17 protein-coding genes are annotated in these 19,508 nt (G+C 59.8%); 7 read left to right on the forward strand and 10 right to left on the reverse strand.

From position 1 onward, the window contains the following. Positions 1-80: 80 nt before the first annotated feature. From RAE07_RS05300 to betA, 5 genes are all read right to left on the reverse strand, one after another. Positions 81-1,973, reverse strand: coding sequence for a heavy metal translocating P-type ATPase (locus tag RAE07_RS05300; protein ID WP_200288406.1), 1,893 nt, complete (start codon positions 1,971-1,973; stop codon positions 81-83). Next, positions 1,970-2,329: a Cd(II)/Pb(II)-sensing metalloregulatory transcriptional regulator CmtR gene (gene cmtR, locus RAE07_RS05305; RefSeq protein ID WP_150851294.1), complete on the reverse strand. Its 360-nt coding sequence runs from the start codon at positions 2,327-2,329 to the stop codon at positions 1,970-1,972. The genes RAE07_RS05300 and cmtR overlap by 4 nt, the downstream gene beginning before the upstream one ends. A gap of 82 nt (positions 2,330-2,411) precedes the next feature. Further along, positions 2,412-2,564 carry an alkane 1-monooxygenase gene (locus RAE07_RS05310; RefSeq protein ID WP_200288407.1) on the reverse strand — a complete coding sequence of 51 codons (153 nt, stop codon included), beginning with the start codon at positions 2,562-2,564 and terminating at the stop codon, positions 2,412-2,414. A gap of 344 nt (positions 2,565-2,908) precedes the next feature. After that, on the reverse strand, positions 2,909-3,028 hold the full coding sequence (locus RAE07_RS05315) for a chemotaxis protein (protein ID WP_200288408.1): 120 nt from the start codon (positions 3,026-3,028) through the stop codon (positions 2,909-2,911). 179 nt (positions 3,029-3,207) lie between these two features. Further along, positions 3,208-4,983, reverse strand: coding sequence for a choline dehydrogenase (gene betA / locus RAE07_RS05320; RefSeq protein WP_200288409.1), 1,776 nt, complete (start codon positions 4,981-4,983; stop codon positions 3,208-3,210). A gap of 333 nt (positions 4,984-5,316) precedes the next feature. On the opposite strand from betA, the gene RAE07_RS05325 reads away from it, so the two are divergent. Together RAE07_RS05325 and RAE07_RS05330 are read left to right on the forward strand one after the other, a co-directional pair. Next, on the forward strand, positions 5,317-7,566 hold the full coding sequence (locus tag RAE07_RS05325) for a choline BCCT transporter BetT (RefSeq protein WP_259824801.1): 2,250 nt from the start codon (positions 5,317-5,319) through the stop codon (positions 7,564-7,566). Between the two features lie 45 nt (positions 7,567-7,611). After that, a complete protein-coding gene (locus tag RAE07_RS05330) occupies positions 7,612-9,189 on the forward strand; it encodes an aldehyde dehydrogenase family protein (RefSeq protein ID WP_317001458.1) in 1,578 nt (525 codons plus the stop codon). 141 nt (positions 9,190-9,330) lie between these two features. On the opposite strand, the gene RAE07_RS05335 is transcribed toward RAE07_RS05330, so the two are convergent. Beyond that, positions 9,331-9,876, reverse strand: coding sequence for an NADPH-dependent FMN reductase (locus tag RAE07_RS05335; protein WP_317001459.1), 546 nt, complete (start codon positions 9,874-9,876; stop codon positions 9,331-9,333). A gap of 38 nt (positions 9,877-9,914) precedes the next feature. Then, the gene (locus RAE07_RS05340; protein ID WP_317001460.1) at positions 9,915-10,604 is read right to left on the reverse strand and encodes an alpha-ketoglutarate-dependent dioxygenase AlkB; all 690 of its coding nucleotides are present in this window, start codon (positions 10,602-10,604) and stop codon (positions 9,915-9,917) included. A gap of 150 nt (positions 10,605-10,754) precedes the next feature. Here RAE07_RS05340 and RAE07_RS05345 point away from each other — a divergent pair, with 150 nt between their 5' ends. Next, positions 10,755-11,222: a MepB family protein gene (locus RAE07_RS05345; protein WP_317001461.1), complete on the forward strand. Its 468-nt coding sequence runs from the start codon at positions 10,755-10,757 to the stop codon at positions 11,220-11,222. A 340-nt stretch (positions 11,223-11,562) separates the two neighbouring features. Next, a complete protein-coding gene (locus RAE07_RS05350) occupies positions 11,563-12,273 on the forward strand; it encodes an ASCH domain-containing protein (protein WP_259824803.1) in 711 nt (236 codons plus the stop codon). 94 nt (positions 12,274-12,367) lie between these two features. Here RAE07_RS05350 and RAE07_RS05355 read toward each other — a convergent pair whose 3' ends face one another. Further along, entirely contained in the window at positions 12,368-12,697 is a 330-nt protein-coding gene (locus tag RAE07_RS05355; RefSeq protein ID WP_234288138.1) for a hypothetical protein, read from the reverse strand. A gap of 170 nt (positions 12,698-12,867) precedes the next feature. Here RAE07_RS05355 and RAE07_RS05360 point away from each other — a divergent pair, with 170 nt between their 5' ends. Both RAE07_RS05360 and RAE07_RS05365 read left to right on the forward strand, forming a co-directional pair. Then, positions 12,868-13,533 (forward strand): sugar O-acetyltransferase, encoded by a 666-nt coding sequence (locus RAE07_RS05360; RefSeq protein ID WP_200288415.1) that lies wholly within the window; start codon positions 12,868-12,870, stop codon positions 13,531-13,533. Next, positions 13,534-15,801 (forward strand): ATP-dependent RNA helicase, encoded by a 2,268-nt coding sequence (locus RAE07_RS05365; protein WP_317001463.1) that lies wholly within the window; start codon positions 13,534-13,536, stop codon positions 15,799-15,801. Here the strand turns inward: RAE07_RS05365 and RAE07_RS05370 are convergent, their stop codons facing one another. Next, positions 15,802-16,572 carry a TSUP family transporter gene (locus RAE07_RS05370; protein ID WP_200288417.1) on the reverse strand — a complete coding sequence of 257 codons (771 nt, stop codon included), beginning with the start codon at positions 16,570-16,572 and terminating at the stop codon, positions 15,802-15,804. A 113-nt stretch (positions 16,573-16,685) separates the two neighbouring features. Here RAE07_RS05370 and RAE07_RS05375 point away from each other — a divergent pair, with 113 nt between their 5' ends. Further along, a complete protein-coding gene (locus RAE07_RS05375) occupies positions 16,686-17,777 on the forward strand; it encodes an AbrB family protein (protein ID WP_200288418.1) in 1,092 nt (363 codons plus the stop codon). Here the strand turns inward: RAE07_RS05375 and RAE07_RS05380 are convergent. Beyond that, on the reverse strand, positions 17,774-19,444 hold the full coding sequence (locus RAE07_RS05380) for a DUF885 domain-containing protein (RefSeq protein WP_317001464.1): 1,671 nt from the start codon (positions 19,442-19,444) through the stop codon (positions 17,774-17,776). The genes RAE07_RS05375 and RAE07_RS05380 overlap by 4 nt on opposite strands. Positions 19,445-19,508: the final 64 nt, after the last annotated feature.

Raw genomic sequence — 19,508 nt, forward strand, 5'->3', positions numbered from 1 at the left:
GAACTCGAATGACGTGCCTGGCCCAAGGTGTGTCCGCTCGGCGTGTGGTTTAACCCTTATGAGACTTGCCGGTCACAGCCTCAGCGCTTCGCTTGCGCAGCCCGCAGGCCGTTCAAGATCACGATCACTTCGGCGACCTCGTGAACCAGCACGACGGCAGCCAGGCCCAGCACGCCGCTGATCGCCAGTGGCATCAACACGATGATGATGGCCAGAGACAGCACGATGTTCTGGTTGATGATCCTGCTTCCTCGGCGGGCGTGCTGCAGCGCCTTCGGGATTAGCCGGAGGTCGTGGCCGGTGAAGGCGACGTCAGCGGACTCGATCGCGGCGTCAGAGCCGGTCGCTCCCATCGCTATGCCCACCGTCGCGCCCGCCAGTGCCGGCGCGTCATTGATGCCGTCGCCGATCATCGCCGTCGGCGTCTTGGAGGAGAAATCGGCGACGATGCTTGCCTTGTCCTCAGGGCGCAGCTCGGCGCGCACGTCGTCGATTCCGGCGATTCCAGCCAGCGCCCGGGCGGTGCGAGTATTGTCGCCGGTGAGCATGCTTACTTCCACGTCGTTGGCGTGCAGGGCCTGCACGGCTTCGGGCACCTCGGGCCGCAACTCGTCACGGACCCCGATCGCCCCGGCGAGAGCGTCATCGACGGTGACCAGGACGCAGGTCTGGCCCTCGGACTCCATGCGCTCAACGTCTGCTTTCAGTGGTCCGGCGTCGATCCATCGGGGGCTGCCCACCAGCACCCGTCGGCCTTCGACGGTGCCGCCGATGCCATGCCCAGCTTCCTCGCTGATGTCCGAGGCGGTGGGCGCTTCGGGCCCCGCTGCCGCGATCGCCGCAGCGAGGGGGTGTGTCGATTGCTGCTCAACTGCTGCCGCGAAGGAAAGCACCTGCGTCCGATCGAATCCGTCTGCCGGGACCACTCCGGTAACCTCAGGCTGGTTGCGGGTAAGGGTTCCGGTTTTGTCCACTGCCAGGTGACGGATACTGCCGAGTCGCTCGAACGCCGCGCCGGACTTGATGACCACTCCGAACTGGCTGGCCGCGCCGATCGCGGCCACGACCGTCAGCGGCACGGAGATTGCCAGCGCGCACGGCGACGCTGCGACCAGGACTACCAGCGCACGGGTGATCCACGTCTCAGGGTCGCCCAGCAGCGAGCCGATAACGCCGACCAGCACCGCCAGGATCATCACCCCGGGCACTAGGGGTTGGGCAATCCGGTCGGCGATCCGGGCGCGGTCGCCCTTTTCCGCCTGCGCTTGCTCGACTAGGTCCACGAGTGTGGTCAGCGAGTTGTCCGTCCCAGCTGCGGTCGTCTCGACCTCCAGCACCCCGGCGGAGTTGATCGCTCCCGCAGGCACTTCGTCGCCGGGCGCAACCTCCTCCGGAATGGATTCTCCGGTGATCGCTGAGGTGTCAAGGCTGGAGCGCCCGGATCGAATGATGCCGTCCGTGGCGATCCGCTCCCCGGGGCGCACGAGCATTAGCTCGCCAACCTCGAGGTCCTTCGCTGCGACCTCGGCCGCTGTGCCGTCGCGCAGCACCGTCGCGGTCTGCGGTACCAGCTTCAACAGTGCCCGCAGTCCGCCTTGAGCCCGGTCCATCGCCTTGTCTTCCAGTGCCTCGGCGATCGAGTACAGGAATGCTAGCGCCGCGGCCTCTCCGACGAATCCGAGGATCACCGCGCCGACCGCGCTGATCGTCATTAGCAAGCCAATGCCGAGCTTGCGCTTCGTGACAAGGTTCCGGATCGCTCCAGGCGCGAACGTGTAAGCGCCCAACAGCAGGCCAACCCAATACAGTACCGTCGCGGGCGTCTCCAAGTCGGACCAGTCCAGCGCCAGTCCTGTTATGAGGGCTACCCCGGAGAAGATCGGCAGCAGTAGCTCAGGGTCCTTCCACCATGGCCGATCGAGCTCGTCAATCTCCGTGACGGGTTCGTGTTCGCATCCACATGCTGAACTCATGCGTCCGTTCCTTTCTCGCCGCAGTCGGGCACCGAGCACTCAGTGTCGATGCAGGGGGCATTCTCGTCGACGGCCAGCGTCGCGTGGACCAGCGCTTCGAGCGCTGCCGCGAGGTGGGGATCGGCGATTTCGTAGCGGGTCTTGCGGCCCTCCGGCTCAGCGACGACAATGCCACAATCGCGCAGGCAGGACAGGTGGTTCGAGACGTTCGAGCGGGTCAGATCCAAGCTTTGCGCGAGCACGGCCGGGTAGCTCGGACCGTCTAGTAGGGTTAGCAGGATTCGGGAGCGCGTCGGATCAGCCATGGCCCGGCCGAGCCGGTTCATGACGTCGAGGCGCGAAGCAATAGTCAGCATGCGCTGAATTATACAGTATGCGATGAACTATTTAAAATGGGCTGAACTAACAGTCACGCGAAAGTCCTGCCACCTGCAAGAATTAGTCGATGGGATAGCCGATGACTGGTCCTTCGCGGTTCGGCTGCCAACCCAACGCGGGGGCGACGTGGGCGGCGAAGTTCTCCAGAATCTTCACGTGGATGTCCACACCCACCCCTGTGGGGATGGTGATGAACAGGGTGTCGGCGGACATGACGGCGGCGTAGGTGCGGCCAGCGACACCGACACCAGGTTCTCCATCAAGGGCTAGACACTCACGGACATTACGTACGGGTCAAACCACACGTAGCGAAGCTTTCTAATATCCAAATGACTATCTCTTTTCGCTAGTATCCGGGAATGATACTTCCTTGAAGTCGGCAGTGTTGTCTACCCCGCATACGAAGTACTGGAACTGCTGCTTGGAAACCACTTTGGTCTACGAAGCCATAGCCCTTCAAGCTACATCGCAGGAAAATTCCATTTCACGGTCGGTATAGGCCTTTTGCAGTTGGTTAATTCGAAATTCGTCCACCATCTCCTTAGCCACCCGCACGATTAACGCGGTGTTTCGCCATCTTCGCGCGACGAGAGCAGCTCCTTTAGGTGCTTATCTATGTCGTCGAGTTTTTTAATAACGGCCAAGGCAGCAATGACCATCGCGATAAGAATTAGCATCCACAGGCTCCTTTTCTCTGACGCTTCGATTCACTGGGGCAATCGCTTGCCAGGGTATTAAACCATGGCTCTTACCTAGACGTTAGGGAGACGGTGGGAACACGGGGACGTCGGCAAGCAAAAGCGCCGCGCCCCAAGGAAGGGAAACGCGGCGCTAGAGCAATCCGGTAGGAGGTTGCTTAGTGGTCAGCGCCCTGGATGGAGTGCTTGTGATCGCGGACTGCTTCGCCCTCAGCGTAGAGCGGCATATCGTGCTTAGCCTTGTACCACTCGGCGTAGTTTGGCTCCAGCGGGGTGCGGCCGGCGATGAGGTCGGCGGCCTTCTCGCCCACCATCATGGTTGGGGAGTAGATATTGCCGTTGGTCACGGATGGGAAGACGGAGGCATCCGCAATGTAGAGGCCCTCAACGCCCCATACACCCATGGTGTCCGGATTAACGACGGCCATCGGATCGGACTCCGCGCCCATCTTGGCGGTGCAGGATGGGTGCAGCGCGGTCTCGCCATCGTTGCGGACCCACTCCAGTATTTCCTCGTCGGTCTGGACATCCGGGCCCGGGCTGAACTCGCGGGCGCCTACCTCTTCCATAGCCTTGGTATCCAGCAGGGAGCGGGCAACGCGTACGGCCTCAACCCACTCGCGGCGGTCCTGGTCGGTCTTCAGGTAGTTGAAGAGGATGGACGGCTTGTCGTGGATATCGGCGCTCTTGATGTGAACGTGCCCCTTGGTATCGGAGAACATCGGGCCGACGTGCCACTGGAAGCCGTGCTTGACGTCCGCCTTCTGGCCGTCATAGCGCACAGCCATCGGCAGGAAGTGGAACATGAGGTTCGGGTAGTCCTCATTGTCATTGGAGCGCACAAAGCCGCCGCCCTCAAAGTGGGAGGTAGCAACCGGGCCCTTGTGGGTGAGCAGCCACTGCAGACCCATGAACGGCCAGCGCCACTTATCCAGGTAAGGCTGGGAAGAAGCAGTGGACTTGGTGGTCTCGTACTGAATGTAAACCTCGAGGTGGTCCTGCAGGTTCTCGCCCACACCTGGCAGGTGCTTGACGACGTCGATGCCGTGCTTCTCCAGAATCTCGCGGTCACCAATGCCGGAGATTTCCAGCAGCTGCGGGGTGTTAATGGCACCGGCGGACAGCACGATCTTCTCGGCATAGACGCGGTGAACGCCGCCCTGCCACTCGTACTCGACGCCGACGGCCTTCTGGCCCTCGAAGAGGATCTTGGTGGTAAATGCGCGGGTACGGATCTCGAGGTTCTCGCGATCCATATTGGGATAGAGGTAGGCACGGGCAGCGGACCAGCGCTTGCCGTTCTTAATATTGCGGTCGAACGGAGCGAAGCCTTCCTGGCGGTAACCATTGACGTCATTGGTCAGGTTGTAGCCGGCTTCCTGCACAGACTTGAACAGGGCCTGGAAGAGCTCGGAGGTAGCCGGACCGCGGGAGAGGTACAGCGGGCCATCGTGGCCACGGCGCGGGTCATTCGGCTCAGCTGCAGCGGCGGTTTCCATGCGGTTGAAGTACGGCAGGCAGTGGGCGAAGTCCCAGTTCTCCATGCCCGGGTTCTGGCCCCACTTCTCGTAGTCCATCGGGTTACCGCGCTGGTAGATCATGCCGTTGATGGAGGAAGATCCGCCAAGGACCTTGCCGCGAGCATGGTAGACACGGCGGCCGTTCATCTCTGGCTCTGGATCGGACTCATACATCCAGTCATAGTTCTTTGCGCCGATTGGGAAAGAGAAGCCGGATGGCATGTGAATGAACAGATCCCACAGGGAATCTGGGCGGCCAGCCTCAAGGACCAGCACGCGGGTGTTCTTGTCTTCGGTCAGGCGTGCGGCGATGACGGAGCCTGCGGAGCCACCGCCAACGACGACTACGTCGCTTACTTCATCGGTGACCTTTTTAGCGGAACGCTTCTTGGTCAGCTTGTCCATAAAACCCATAAATCCCCTTCTTTCTGTGAAATATTTCACACGTCAAGATTGCCCCACCGGAAGTGAAAATATTGTAATTTATACAAAAGTCTGTAATTATTCACATCGCCTTATGTGCGGGCACCGCCTCCAGAGTACACATCCCGCTAGAAGTTTGCCCATCTTAATGTATATTTACCTTGTCCGGATGGATTTCTCTGGAGATGAAATCCGCAGTCTTTGCGCATAGTTCGCCCGAATATGATTCATTTCACTCACCTATCTCTCCCTGCGATCTTGTGAGCATTTTGGGGCACTCGTGCGAAAGATTCGGCCCAAAACAACCAGCAATAGGAGAAGTAGATGGCTAACTTTGATCCTCACAATCCTGAGGAGTCTCTCACTTCACATAAAGACCCCCAAGAAGGGGGTAAAAACACCTCTCTCGCAACCCCCTCTGGAGAGCCCAAGAAGCGCAGTCCGCGCTACCAAGTCCGCGCCCTCGTCGGCAGCTACAAGGCCGAAACCGGCGATGCCGTAGGCGCAGATCAGGTCCCTGCTCCCAAGACAAACTGGCCGGTATTTATCATCTCTGGCGTCCTCATTATTGCCATGGCGCTCTATGCTGGGCTCGGCCGCGATTCCGCGGCAGAAACCCTCGCCAGTGTGACCGGCTGGATCGGCCACAACCTTGGCTGGTTCTATGTCCTCACCGCCACCATCGCCGTGGTCTTCGTGCTCTATATTGCCTTTTCCAATGCCGGCAATATCCGCCTTGGCCCGGACCACTCGCGGCCGAAATTCAATACCTTCTCCTGGGCGTCCATGCTCTTTGCCGCTGGCATCGGCGTGGACCTCATGTTCTTCGCCGTGGCCGAGCCGGTCACCATGTACATGCAGCCACCGGTCGGTGACGGCGAAACCATGGAGGCCGCCAAGGAAGCCGTGGTCTATGCCATGTTCCACTATGGCCTCACCGGCTGGGCGCTTTATGCACTTATGGGCATGGCCTTTGGCTACTTTGCCTACCGCCTGAACATGCCGCTGGCTATCCGCTCCGCGCTCTACCCGCTCATCGGCAAGCGCGTGCACGGCCCTATCGGCTCCGCGGTGGACATCGCCGCCATGCTGGGCACCGTCTTCGGTGTGACCGCTTCCCTGGGCATCGGCGTGGTGCAGCTTTCCTATGGCTTCCACCTCATCTTTGGAATTGAGCAGGGCCTTGGCCTGCAGTCCGCCCTCATCATTATTGCGGTGGCCATTGCCACGCTGTCGGCCGTATCCGGCGTCGATAAGGGCATTCGCTTCCTCTCCGAGCTCAACGTCTATTTGGCCATCGCACTGATGGTCTACGTCGTGGTCTTTGGCAAGACCGCCTACCTCTTCGATGCCATCGTGACCAATATCGGTGACTACGTCGCAAAGTTCCCATCTTGGACCATGGAGACCTTCGCCTTTGCCGAAGACCAAGCCAACGTAGATACCTGGATGCAGTCCTGGACCCTCTTCTTCTGGGCATGGTGGATCGCCTGGGCGACCTTCGTCGGCCTCTTCCTGGCCCGCATCTCCCGCGGCCGCACCCTGCGCCAGTTCATCTTCGGCACCCTGACCTTCCCGTTCCTATTCATCCTGATGTGGATGTCCTTCTTTGGTAACACTGCCTTGGACATGGTCCGCTCCGGTGACTACCCCGAATTCGCCGAGAACGCTATTAACGTGCCAGAACAAGGCTTCTACGACATGCTGCACGAGTTCCCAGGCTCTGGCATCGTCATCTTCCTGACCACCTTTATTGGCCTACTGCTGTACATCACCTCGGCCGACTCCGGCGCGCTGGTGATGTCCAACTTCACCTCTCGCATCACCGATAACCGCCAGGATGGAGCACGCTGGCTGCGCATCTTCTGGTCCGTAACCGTGGGTGCGCTGACCTTGGCACTGCTGCAGATCGATGGCATCGCCACCGTGCAGTCCGCGACCGTCGTGATGGGCCTGCCCTTCGCCTTCGTGGTCTACCTCATCATGTTCTCCCTGTGGAAGTCCCTGCGCCTTGAAAACGTGCAGCGCGAGGCCCGCACCACCGCAATGCATGGCGTGATTTCCTCCCGCACCGAGCGCGATCCTTCGGATTCCAACCTGTGGAAGAACCGCCTCGACCGCGCCAATACCTTCCCTTCCAAGAAGGAGATGGATACTTACCTGCGCGATACCGCCACCTACGCCTTGGAGCAGGTTGCTACCCACATGCGTACCCGCGGCTACGACGCCATCTTGCTCACCAGCGAGCTTCCCGACGTCGAATTGCCCCAGCTCGACCTAGAAGTAAAGCTGCACAATGAGCGCATGTTCCGCTACCAGCTCTTCCCAGTCGCGGCCGAGCGCCCCGATTTCAGCGCGGGCGAGGGCGACGAGTACTACCGCCTCGAGGTCTACGATATGACCGGTTCGCTGGGCTATGACGTCTACGGCTATTCCGAGAACCAAATCATCAATAACGTGCTGGATCTTTATGAGCGCCACTTGGCCTTCCTTTACATGCAGCAGACCCAGCCGGGTGACTCCGACGTCTCCGATGGCGCCGAGCCCGAGCGCACCTGGCGCGAAGATAGCTAAGCTGGCCACTACAACTACCTCTATGAGAGAAAGGTTGCTTTTCACTTGAGCACCCAGAACACTTTGTTCGACCCCACCCAGACCGAGCTGCTGAAGGGCGTGCATGCCGATGGCGCCCCGAAGTCCCTGTTCATCAACGGTAAGTGGGAAGCCGCCCAGAGCGGCGAAACCCGCACCATCATCTGCCCGGCCGATGGTTCCACCGTCGGTCTAGTCTCCGAGGCATCCGACGAGGACACCGAGCGCGCCATCAAGGTTGCCCGTGAAACCTTCGATAACGGCGAGTGGGCCAATACCCCGTCCGCCGAGCGCGGCAAGCTCGTTATCCGCGTTGCCGATTTCATCCGTGAACACAAGGAGCTTTTCGCTCAGGCCGAGTCCGCTGATACCGGCAAGCGCTATGAGGAGTCTTTGGGCGATATGGATGATATCGCCAACGCCTTCGAGTACTTCGGCACCCTGGCCCAGCACCAGGCCGGTCGCGTAGTCGACCCGCAGGATCCCAACCTGCGCTCCCGCATCGATGCCGAGCCCGTCGGTGTCTGCGGCCTGATTACCCCATGGAACTACCCGCTGCTGCAGGTCTCCTGGAAGGTCGGCCCGGCCCTGGCCGCCGGCAATACCTTCGTCCTCAAACAGGCGGAGCTCACCCCACACACCGCGATGCTGCTCATGGCCGCCCTCAAGGAGTGCGGCCTGCCGGACGGCGTAGGCAACCTCATCACCGGCGCTGGCGCTAACTGCGGCAACCCGCTCTCCCAGCACCCAGATGTAGACATGGTCTCCTTTACCGGTGGCCTGGTCACCGGCAAGATCATCGCCAAGAATGCGGCTGAGACCGTCAAGCGCACCGCGCTCGAGCTCGGCGGCAAGAACCCGAACGTCATCTTCGCCGATGCCGATTTCGACGTCGCTGTGGACAACGCCCTCAACGGTGCCTTCTTCCACTCCGGCCAGGTCTGCTCCGCAGGCTCCCGCATCGTCGTAGAAGAGTCCCTGCACGATAAGTTCGTCGATGCCCTGGTAGAGCGCGCCAAAAAGATCAAGATCGGCGGCCCGACCGATGACAAGGCCGAAACCGGCCCGCTCATCTCCGCTGAACACCGCGAGAAGGTCGCCGCCTACGTGGACAAGGCTCGCGAGCAGGGCGCCAAGATCCTCACCGGCGGCCGCGCCGCCACCAGCGAGGACACCAATGGCCAGCACGGCACCGGCACCACCGACTTGGGCGCTGGTGTCTACTACCTGCCGACCATCATTGATGGTGCTACCCGCGAGATGGTCTGTGTCCACGACGAGGCCTTCGGCCCGACCGTGACCATCGAGACCTTCACCACTGAGGAGGAGGCCATCGCCATCGCCAATGACACCGAATATGGTCTGGCAGGCGCCGTCTACACTTCCGACGCCGGCCGCGCCGAGCGCGTAGCCCGCGCCCTGCGCCATGGCACCATCTGGATCAACGACTTCCACCCGTACCTGCCGCAGGCAGAGTGGGGCGGCTTCAAGCAGTCCGGCAATGGCCGCGAGCTTGGCCCCACCGGTTTGGCCGAGTACCAGGAGCACAAGCACGTGTACCAGAACCTCTCCCCTGCCGCGTGGGATCAGTTCGGCCTGCAGTAACTAAACCGGCCACATAGCATTCAGCCCCCGCGCTCTTCGTGAGCAGCGGGGGCTGGATTTTTATATGAGGCCAACATGTGGCCACGTTATCGGTCTCGTTCGCCTAATGCGGGGCCAGAACGTGGCCGCTGTGCGAACTGATTATGCGGAAACGGCATCTTCCAGCTCGGCCAGCAAGGAATTGGTGCGTTCCACCTTGGCATCTACAGGGCGGAATTCGCCTTCGGTCCAGTCAGTAAAGAAGCCGAAGTCGAGCTGATTGCGCAGCTGCGGCATGGAGAAGTTCACCACGATGGTGCGCCATGCTTCCACACCGCGGATTGCGCCCGCTGGACCGTAACCGGCGAACGCAACCGGCTTGCCGGTCCACTCCCCGGCCAAGCAGTCGAAGGCATTCTTGAACGGACCCGGCACGGAGCGGTTGTACTCCGGGGTAACAAATACGAAACCATCGCAGGCATCCACTGCATCAGACCACGCCTGCACCTTTTCATCCGCATACTGCTTATTGGCGGTGGCAGGAATGACGTCAGTGGTTAGCAGTGGAACATCAAACTCCTTGAGGTCCAGCAGGATGTACTCCACCCTATCGTGGCGCCCCTGGGCAAGATCATAAATCCACTCACCCACTACCTTGCCGGCCGAGTTATCGCGGGTAGTGCCGATGATGATGCCGATACGAGACATAAGAGGACCTTCTTTCCTTCAAGCTTTATGTAACGTCCCTAGCTTACCGCCCGCGCAGATACTTGTCTGATGGTGATGTTGATACGTCCATCACTCAACCCGCACCCCTCCGGCAACGTGCCGTCATTAACGCGCACTACCCCGTGGTAGGCAAAGCGCTTTGGCCCGCCAAAGACCACCAAATCCCCAGAGCACAGCGTGATATCATCCCACGGCCGCGTGCGCGATTCGGTATGGCCCATGCGGAAAAGAGCCTCATCCCCAATGGATAGCGAAATCACCGGGGCAGGTGACTCCTCCGAATCATCCACATGCATGCCCATGGCCGAGCCCGGCGGATAGTAATTAACTAGCGCCATCTCCGGCACGAAGTTCTCCACCCACGGCTCTAGCTCAGGTGCTACCTCAGCCGCAGCGCGCAGCGCCCCCGGAGCAATCCGCCGCAGGCTCCCCGGCACCGGCGGAACCCGTGTACCGTCCATATTGTCCACATACCGATAGCTGGGATAATGCCAATACCTGCCCAAATGCAGCTGAAAAACGCTCATTTGCCCGCCGGATTTCAACCGCGGCCGCACCATCGCCATCGGCGTACCCGCATACTCGCGCGCAATGCCGCGCATCTCTTCTACCAAGGCCCTCTGCTTATCGACGCCCACCCATCCCGGCACATGCCCCACCCCCGGAGCCACACGCACACTCGGCCGCGGCAGCGAATCAAAAAGCATGACCTCACCCTAATCCCAGCACCCCAATAAATCGATCCAGAAATTTCCTTCAACAAGGGTAAGAATCGTTTCAAGACAAATCGGCCCCAACCCTGGACACTTCAAATAACGTGGGAATTTGTTGCCCTCCGCAGCTTTCCTTAAGCTTCAATGCTGGACGAAAAAGATGCGGATATCGCCTTGAAGATGAAGTTTGATTCCTTTTACCAATTTGTGGCGGCCTTTAATTTAGAAGCCAACATAAATGAAACAAGTGATAATGCGAATTATGAATCGGGAATAGCCAAGTTGGGAGCTAAAACCTGGCATGTTCGCACAGCACGCACCACGCCTTCTAAGCCGGGAGCCTTCGTAGCATTCTGGCAACGCGACCATGAAGGGGAATCCGTGCCTTTTGAAGATTCTTTCTGCGGCGACGGTCTCCTAGTCTTTGTGATTCAAGGAGATCACCGAGGTGTGTTTCAATTTAGCAATCAAGATTTACAACGTCTCGGTATTACCTCCGGAGCAACCCCAGGAAAGAGAGGATTTAGAGTATATCCGCCATGGAGTGAGGGGCTGAACTCCAACGCTTTAAAGACTCAAAAGCAGCAACAGGCATCGTTTACAGAATTTTGATTTGTGTGTACACAAGCAAATCGATCACAATCTGCACACCCAGTACGCAGAAGGGTGGTAAACGCTCAACTTACGCACTAACGCGGTTTTCGGCGGATCCACCCACCTATTAAAGCGCAAAGAAAGAGGACTGCTTCTGTCATTGCTGCGGCACATTGCTTATTCCGACTGCCGTCCTGCATTCTCTGCCCACACGCGCGCTCCCACAAAAGCGGTAGTCATAGCATTCATGAGGACGTCTGTTAAGCCCAGCAATTTTTTATGCATCCCAGAAACCCCGATGTTCCCGATCTCTGTCTTCACCTAGATGAAGCGCGTCGGCAATCATTACCCTTAAAGAGTGATTACGAACGAACTTCGAAATTTGCTAGCCAAAGCAACTACTCACGCACGGCGCTTTCAGGACGGAGGAAATCACACTGTAGCCGCAGCACTCCTCACCAAATCAGGAAAACACGTACTCGGTTTGAACGCGCACCACTTCCTCGGTGGTCCTTGCGGGGAAGTCTCGGCTTTAGCTAACCATGCTGCTAGTTATCCAGAGGACCCAATCCAAGCAGTAGTCGCCGTATACGGACCTACTGGTCAAGTTATTCCTCCCTACGGTAAATGCCGCCAGGTGCTTTTTGATGTTGATCCGTCCATTCGGTGCATCGTGCGCGGAAGCAATGGACTTGAAGCACCTACCGTAGAAGAACTCTTGCCATTCGCATTCAACTGGCGAGATATGGAACAAGAGCAGCGCATCTACATGTGGGAAGGCTACGAGGAATCAATTCGTAGCGGAGAAAAGCAACAGACAATTCGGGTAGATGATCCTTTCCATGAAGGAAATGCCCAAATAGTCTTCGAGAAAGAATCCGGAGAGGTCGTCACCATTCCTGCACAGGTCACGGCCGTTTCCTCTATCCAGCGAAGTAAATTGTCGGAAAAGCAAGCTCGAAATGACGGCTTTGGCTCTCTCGCCGAGCTTCAGAAAGCGCTAGATGCTCACTATCCCGGATTAGCTGCCGATGATGAAGTAGACGTCGTCGAGTTCAAACTGCGATAATCCATTCAGACCGAAAGGTGGAATAGCCCTCCTCCCCACGTGCAGAATTCACCTCATCGATAACGTCATTCTTGCGGGGTGAAGATTGCGGGAGCTACCGCTGGGGGTCTTCTATTTCCCTTATCCAGAAGTTCATCATCTCAACGATAGGATCCGAGGAGGAAAACACTTCGCTCGCTATTTCCCTAGGAGACCAAGTATCCGGAAGGTCTTGAAATCCTGCGCCGAGCTTTCCAAGTGTCACTGCTGAGGAGTTTTTGACTGCGCTAAGGATGGTAACGACATCGTCATACGTAGCATAAAACGAGTTTTTCCCATTCGCCCCAGTTGCATCAGCAATACAGATCCAGTCATTGAGTTCCGCCATATCGCTCAAAATATTATCGACGATTTTTCTTGAATCTGTTTCCATATGCTCACTCATTGTGCTTGGCCTTCTACTTACGCTCAACCTTAACTCTGAGAATTAGCAACCGCTTTGCCAATGTCGTCTACAAATTTTATCGAGCCAACAAAAGCGGCCTGTGAGTTTGTGATTTACCGGAACCTAAGTGATTTCCGCAGATACTTATTAAGCACCACTCACCCTCTACAATGACACCCATGAACGAACAGGTGCGGCAGGACTTGGAACGCTACGGCTCATGGGAGCGGATGACCAGTGGGGAGTGGTTCTTGCCGAGCATGCCGGAGGCGAAGGAAGAGCACCAGCGCACTTTCCGCTTGCTTAAGCAGCTCAACGAACTACAGAATACGGACCAAGAGCGTGCCAAAGGCATCCTGCGCGAGATACTGCCGGAAGAATCAGCGGTGCCGGGCCTGCACGTGCCGTTCAACTTGGAGTACGGCTGCAACCTAGTATGCGGCGAGCGCGTCTTCATTAACTTCGGCGCTACGATCTTGGCTCAGGCCCAGGTAACGCTCGGCAATGGTGTCATGGTGGGTCCCAATTGCTCCCTGATTACGGTGGGGCATCCGGTAAACGATCATGAGATGCGCGCCGGCGGCTGGGAGATAGCCAAGCCCATCACCATTGGTGATAATACGTGGCTCGGTGCTCATGTCACCGTGCTGCCGGGCATCACGATTGGAAAGAACTGCGTCTTAGGCGCGGGCACGCTTATTACCACCGATATCCCGGATAATTCGCTGGTCCTGGGATCACCCGGCCGCGTGGTGCGCAAACTGGAAGACAATGAGGAAGCCTGGGAGCGCCAGGATCTCAAAGGCCCTGTCGAGGGTTTTGGAGCCGCCAACTAAATGTTTGATCTCGCTCGCATCGGCGCGGGACTTCCCGTAGCCGAGACCATCGATTCGCTACCTAGCACCGGAAACGTCGTCATCCAGGCCCCGCCCGGCACGGGTAAGACCACACTCGTGCCTCCGGCGCTGGCCAATCATGCGACAGGACGTGGCAAGGTCATCGTCACCGCCCCGCGACGTGTGGCCGTGCGCGCGGCCGCGCAGCGCTTGAGCACACTTAACGGCACGCCGGACAAGGTCGGCTTCGCCATCCGGGGCGAGTCCAGCAAGGGCAGCGAGGTCGAGTTCGTCACGCCGGGCGTGCTGCTGCGCCGCCTGCTGAAGGATCCGGAACTCGAGGGCGTGGCCGCCGTTGCCATCGATGAGGTCCACGAGCGTCAGCTCGATACGGATTTGGTGCTAGGCATGTGCCTGGAGCTAGCCGAATTGCGTGAGGATTTTCGCGTCATCGCCATGTCTGCAACCGTGGATGCGCAGCGTTTTTCCCAGCTTATGGATGCGCCCGTCCACGTGACCGAGGCGGTCACCCATCCGCTCGACATCCAGTACGCCCCCATGCCGGGCAGGGCGGCGGGAACGAGGGAGTTTTACGGGGACGTCGCCAAGCAGGCAGCTCGCCAGCAGGAATCAACGCTGGTCTTTGTGCCCGGTGTGCGCGAGGTCAACCTCGTGTGCGATGCCTTAGCAGGCCATAATGTCTTCCCCCTGCATGGCAAGCAAACCACCGCGGAGCAAGACGCCGCGCTATATACCGAGGAACAGCGCATCGTCGTGGCTACCTCTATCGCGGAGTCCTCGCTGACCGTGCCGGGTGTGCGCGTAGTGGTAGATGCCGGGCTTTCCCGCGTTCCCCGACGCGATGCCCAACGCGGCATGTCCGGGTTGGTGACGGTTTCTACCTCAAAGTCGAGTGCCGATCAGCGCGCTGGTCGTGCCGGCCGTGCGGCACCAGGCACCGTGATTCGCTGCTATTCGCAGGACGATTACCAGCACTTTTCCCCACACACCACCCCGGAGATCCTCTCCGCGGACCTCACCCAGGCCGCGCTGTTTCTGGACTGCTGGGGCGCGGGCCCGGATTTCCCGCTGCTCGATCCGCCGCCGGCCCAGGCCCTCGCCTCCGCGCAGGCAACGCTCAAGCGCATTGGCGCGACGCAAGAACTCGCCCTCCTGCCCACCGATCCGCGCCTCGGCGCCTCCTTGCTCCGCCACGGCAGCCAAGCCGCGCCCATTATCGCCTCGCTTGCCGACGCCCCCTTAACCCCCGATCTCACCCGTCACCGCCCACCGCAGAGGGAGGTCAAGCGGCTTGCCCGTCTCGTAGAGGATCTCGGCCCGGCTGATCCCGGAGAGGTCGTAGCCACCGCCTTTCCCGAGCAGGTGGCCAAGTGCATGGGCGAGGATTATCTGCTGGCCAGCGGCACCCGCGCGCGCCTGCTCGATAACTCGGGCTTGGCCGGAGCGCCGTGGCTCGCCATCGCGGAGGTATCCCTATCCAATGCGGGCAATGCCATCATTCGCTTGGCCGCCCGCATCGAGGAATCGGCAGCCCTGGCGGCCATCGGCGTCACCGAGGAAACCCGCGCTTTCTTGCGCGATGGCCGCGTGCGCGGTGTGAAGGTCAAGGCCGCGGGCGCCATCACCCTTTCTGAGACCCCGGTTAAAGTCACGGGCCCCGCAGCCGAGGAGGCGCTTGCCGCCGGCATCCGTGAAGAAGGCCTAGGACTTTTTACCTTCAGCGAGAAGGCCCAAAGGTTAAAAGACCGCCTGCGCCACCTGCACTCCCACTTTGGCGATCCGTGGCCCGATGTCGATTCCGCGGATCCCGCCGAGTGGCTCGGGCCCGAATTACATCGCATCGCCGAGGGCACTCCCGCCGCCAAGCTAGACATGTACCCCGCGCTGCAACGCCTCCTTCCCTGGCCGGAAGCCACCCACCTGGACGAGCTCGCCCCTGAGCGCCTTCCGGTGCCCTCCGGCCGCGATGCCATAATCGACTGGTCCGGCGATCGCCCCGTGGTTCATATCAAGTTGCAAGAATGCTTCGGCCTAGCCGAATCCCCCGAATACTGCGGCCACCGCGTGCAATTCCACCTGCTCTCCCCCGCCGGCCGGCCGCTCGCGGTGACCGATGATCTCGCCAGCTTCTGGTCCGGACCTTATGCCGGCGTGCGCGCCGATATGCGCGGCCGCTACCCCAAGCACCCCTGGCCGGAGGACCCGTGGAATGCGATTGCTACCGCGCGCACCAAGAATCGGATGTAATTAACCCCATTGCTGCCAGCCCAGGTAGCAGCTCATGACCACCACCAGGGTAAGCAACGCGTAGCGGATGAATTTGGCACCGCCGCCAAGTACGGTACGAGCACCGAGAAGTGCGCCGGCGATATTGGCTACGCCGAGCACGATGCCGAGCGTCCACCACACGTGCCCGCCAATAATGAACACGATGAGCGCGCCGAAATTGGTAGCGGTATTGACCACCTTGGCCATGGCCGCAGAGGTCAAGAAGTTCTGCGCAAAAATAGAGGTAAAGGCCATGATCAAAAACATTCCGGTACCCGGACCGAAGATGCCATCATAAAAAGAAATGATGCCGGAGAGTAACAGGACCACGACGGTCCGCCAACCGCCACGGGTACCGGCCGAATCGCTACTGCCAAAATCTGGCTTGAAGGCAACGAAGATACCCACAGCCACCATGAGCACGATGATGATGGGCCGCATAACGTCTTTATCGAGGCTCGAGGCCACGCTGGCCCCCAACCCGGAGCAGACCAGTGCGATGAGGATGAACCGCGCCATTTCTGCCTTGTCCAGCTTCACCTTGCGCGCAAGGGTCACAGCAGCGGATCCGGTGCCAGTCACCGCAGCAAGCTTGCTAGTGCCCAAAGCGGCGGCCGGAGCAAGGCCCGGCAGGACCGCCAGCAGCATCGGGATCAGGATCAATCCGCCACCGCCGATGACCGCATCGACCCACCCCGCGGCCGCGGTACCAAAGAAGAGAATTACCCACTGCACCACATCGATTTCCATGCCCCCGATCATAAATCTTGAATGATGTAAGGTGATAACCCGCCTACCGGCCTCCCCATAGTGGAGTAAAAGAAGGCATTATACTTTTGTCGCAGCAGAACGAGGAGGCTCGCATGGCCGCACAGCAGGAAGGCGCCGGGCTAAGTGCCCACACCGTGGCACGGTGGTCCATTGTCGTTCCGGCATCGGTCGTATTGGGCTGGCTGTTTAGCATGTGGCACGTACCTGCGGCCTGGATCTTGGCAGCGATCCTCTCCTCCGGCGCCATGGCGCTTTGTACTGGGGAAGATCTGCGCGTGAATCGGAGTTTTTATAGCATGTCGCGTGGTTTTATCGGCATGATGGCTGCCATCCCGCTGACCGTTGTGCCGGTGAGCCAATTGCTTGGCTTCCTGCCTGCCGCCCTGACGATCTCCTTTGTCACACTGATGGTAGGCGTTATCGGTGGCCACCTCTTACACCGCGCACAGCCGCACGATGTCTCCTCCGAAACCGGCATTTTATCCATGCTGCCGGGCGGTGCGTCCCTCATGCCCGCGCTTGCCGACGAACTCGGGGCCGACTTCCGCTACGTCGCCCTCACCCAATACCTGCGCCTGTTAGTAGTCTCGGTATCGCTACCGGCCGTGGTCGCCTTATTGGACACGCCTGCCGGCGAAGGAGCGGATCTTTCGGTCGACGGCGAAACTACCTGGTGGATAGTTGCCCTAGTGATTGCCATTGCCTGCATAGGAGAAAAGGTAGGCAAGTTCCTCCATCTCCCCGCCGCCGCGGTACTCGGCCCCTTGCTGCTGACGGTTCTAGCCTCTTTCGTGTTGCCGGAGGGCCACACGCTCGAGCCGCTCTATGCTTTTAAGGTGATGGCCTTTTTGTCCATTGGTTGGGTCTGCGGCGGGGGGCTTTCGCTGCCGGCGCTCAAGGCCTTTGCCAAGCAATTGCCCGCCACGGTTCTTTTCATCGTGGTCATTATCGGCATCTGCGCCGCCACCGCTTGGCCGCTGACCAAGTGGCTGCACATCACCTACTTTGAGGCCTACCTGGCCACCAGCCCCGGCGCGCTAGAGACGGTGCTCGCACTCTCGGCCGAGGGCGGGGCTGGCCCCGCGGTCATCGCAGTCCAGCTCACCCGCCTCATCGCGGTACTGGTCGTAGCGGGCTACTTGCCACAGCTGCTACGCCTGGCCCAGCGACTGCTGCGCCGCTAGTTATCCAGAACGGCCTCGCGCAGCACGGACATCGGCACGGAACCAAGGGCGAGGGCCTCGGAGTGGAACTCGCGCGCACTCATCCCCTGCTTCTCGGCCGCGGCGCGGGTCTCCTGCCACAAGCGCTGGCCCAAAGCATAGGACGGCGCCTGGCCCGGCCAACCGAGGTAGCGGTTGACCTCAAAATTGAGGTTTGCATCATCCATAGCGGTGTTCTCACGCATGAAGGTCTTCACGTGCGCCTTGTCCCACATGCCGGACGTCGAGCAATCCGGCAACTGCTTGCCCAAGTGCAATCCGATGTCCACGACCACGCGGGCAGCTCGCAGGCGCTGCGCATCCAGCAGGCCCATGCGGAATCCCGGATCATCCATATAGCCCAGCTCGGCCATGAGCTGCTCGGCGTAGAGCGCCCAACCCTCGCCGTGGCCGGAATTCCACGTCACCGCGCGGCGCCACAGGTTGAGATCCTCCTGTACCAGCGCGGAACCTAGCTGCAGGTGGTGGCCTGGCACGCCCTCGTGGTGAACGGTGGTCAGCTCTTGCCAGGTGTGGAAGGTGTCTTGGCCTTCTGGCACGGACCACCACATGCGGCCCGGGCGGGAGAAGTCATCGCTCGGCGGGGTATAGAAGATGCCGCCGGTACCGGCCGGATCGATGCAGCACTCGATCTCTTCTACTTCTTCCGGAATATCAAATTCTTTGCCGTTGAGCTCTGTAATGACGCCATCGGCGGTAGATTGCATCCACTCCACCAAGGCATCGGTGCCGCGCAGGGTATAGCGCTCCTCGTGGTTGAGCTTGCGCATCGCCGCGCGTACCGAGCAATCGGAACCGTAGAGCTCGTGAGCTATCTTTTCCTGCTCCGCGCGCAGGGTGCGCACCTGATCAAGGCCCCATTCATAGGCCTCATCGAGGTTGACGGCATCGCCCACAAAAAGCTTGGAAAAACGCTCGTAGCGCTCGCGGCCCACTGCGTCCTTGTTAGGCGCCTGGGGCTGCAGGTCATTGGAGAGCCAATCGGAGAACTCGCCAAAGGCTTCCTTGGCCTGCTGCACCTCGGCGGAGTCGGCGTCGAGGCCGAGGGACTCGAGCATGGAATCGGCGTCGGCAAGCCGCTCGCACTGCACAATAACCTCAGAGATCTGGCGGTGCGGTGCCACCATGCCATGGGAGGCCGCCTCTTCCAGGGAGCTGCGGTAGCCGGCCAAAGAGTTCTTCACCTGGGATAGGCGGGAGCGAATGGCATCGCGGTCCTCCTCCGTATCCTGCGGCATTAGCAGCAGGGTATCGCGGATGGTCTGCACCGGTGAGGCGATATTATTCAGGCAGCGCACATCCTCGCTGTGGTGGTGCAGATCTAGATCGAGACAAAGGCGATCACGCAGGACGGCCGCGGTGACGTAGTCCACCTCATCAAAGTCATCCTCATCATCGGATTCATCGGTGGTGTCATCTAGGGCATCCAAGTCTGCGACCATCTCACGGGTGCGATCCGCGATGGCGGTGAAGTATTCCGGGGAGAAATCCTGCAATTCGCCCTCGAAGCCATCAATTCCCCACGCGGTGGCATCGGTGGGGGAAAGCTCGGCTAGGTCGTGAACGAAGTTATCGCACGAAGCGTCCAGTAGAGAGGGCTGGCGCTTAGCGGTCTGCTCAGAACTCATAACGAGGAAGTCTATCCCTAAGTATCAGCTATAGGCCACCCGGGGAGGATGAAGTTGCGAACTT

The organism is Corynebacterium nasorum (genome assembly GCF_032821635.1).
In the GTDB taxonomy this organism is placed as follows: Bacteria; Actinomycetota; Actinomycetes; order Mycobacteriales; family Mycobacteriaceae; genus Corynebacterium; species Corynebacterium kefirresidentii.

What these genes read in the sequence shown, in the direction of transcription:
- RAE07_RS05300 (WP_200288406.1), bottom strand. Translation starts at nt 1,973, where the DNA reads ATGAGTTCAGCATGTGGATGCGAACACGAACCCGTCACGGAGATTGAC.
- cmtR (WP_150851294.1), bottom strand. Translation starts at nt 2,329, where the DNA reads ATGCTGACTATTGCTTCGCGCCTCGACGTCATGAACCGGCTCGGCCGG.
- RAE07_RS05310 (WP_200288407.1), bottom strand. Translation starts at nt 2,564, where the DNA reads ATGTCCGCCGACACCCTGTTCATCACCATCCCCACAGGGGTGGGTGTG.
- RAE07_RS05315 (WP_200288408.1), bottom strand. Translation starts at nt 3,028, where the DNA reads ATGCTAATTCTTATCGCGATGGTCATTGCTGCCTTGGCCGTTATTAAA.
- betA (WP_200288409.1), bottom strand. Translation starts at nt 4,983, where the DNA reads ATGGGTTTTATGGACAAGCTGACCAAGAAGCGTTCCGCTAAAAAGGTC.
- RAE07_RS05325 (WP_259824801.1), top strand. Translation starts at nt 5,317, where the DNA reads ATGGCTAACTTTGATCCTCACAATCCTGAGGAGTCTCTCACTTCACAT.
- RAE07_RS05335 (WP_317001459.1), bottom strand. Translation starts at nt 9,876, where the DNA reads ATGTCTCGTATCGGCATCATCATCGGCACTACCCGCGATAACTCGGCC.
- RAE07_RS05340 (WP_317001460.1), bottom strand. Translation starts at nt 10,604, where the DNA reads ATGCTTTTTGATTCGCTGCCGCGGCCGAGTGTGCGTGTGGCTCCGGGG.
- RAE07_RS05345 (WP_317001461.1), top strand. Translation starts at nt 10,755, where the DNA reads ATGCTGGACGAAAAAGATGCGGATATCGCCTTGAAGATGAAGTTTGAT.
- RAE07_RS05355 (WP_234288138.1), bottom strand. Translation starts at nt 12,697, where the DNA reads ATGAGTGAGCATATGGAAACAGATTCAAGAAAAATCGTCGATAATATT.
- RAE07_RS05360 (WP_200288415.1), top strand. Translation starts at nt 12,868, where the DNA reads ATGACACCCATGAACGAACAGGTGCGGCAGGACTTGGAACGCTACGGC.
- RAE07_RS05365 (WP_317001463.1), top strand. Translation starts at nt 13,534, where the DNA reads ATGTTTGATCTCGCTCGCATCGGCGCGGGACTTCCCGTAGCCGAGACC.
- RAE07_RS05370 (WP_200288417.1), bottom strand. Translation starts at nt 16,572, where the DNA reads ATGGAAATCGATGTGGTGCAGTGGGTAATTCTCTTCTTTGGTACCGCG.
- RAE07_RS05375 (WP_200288418.1), top strand. Translation starts at nt 16,686, where the DNA reads ATGGCCGCACAGCAGGAAGGCGCCGGGCTAAGTGCCCACACCGTGGCA.
- RAE07_RS05380 (WP_317001464.1), bottom strand. Translation starts at nt 19,444, where the DNA reads ATGAGTTCTGAGCAGACCGCTAAGCGCCAGCCCTCTCTACTGGACGCT.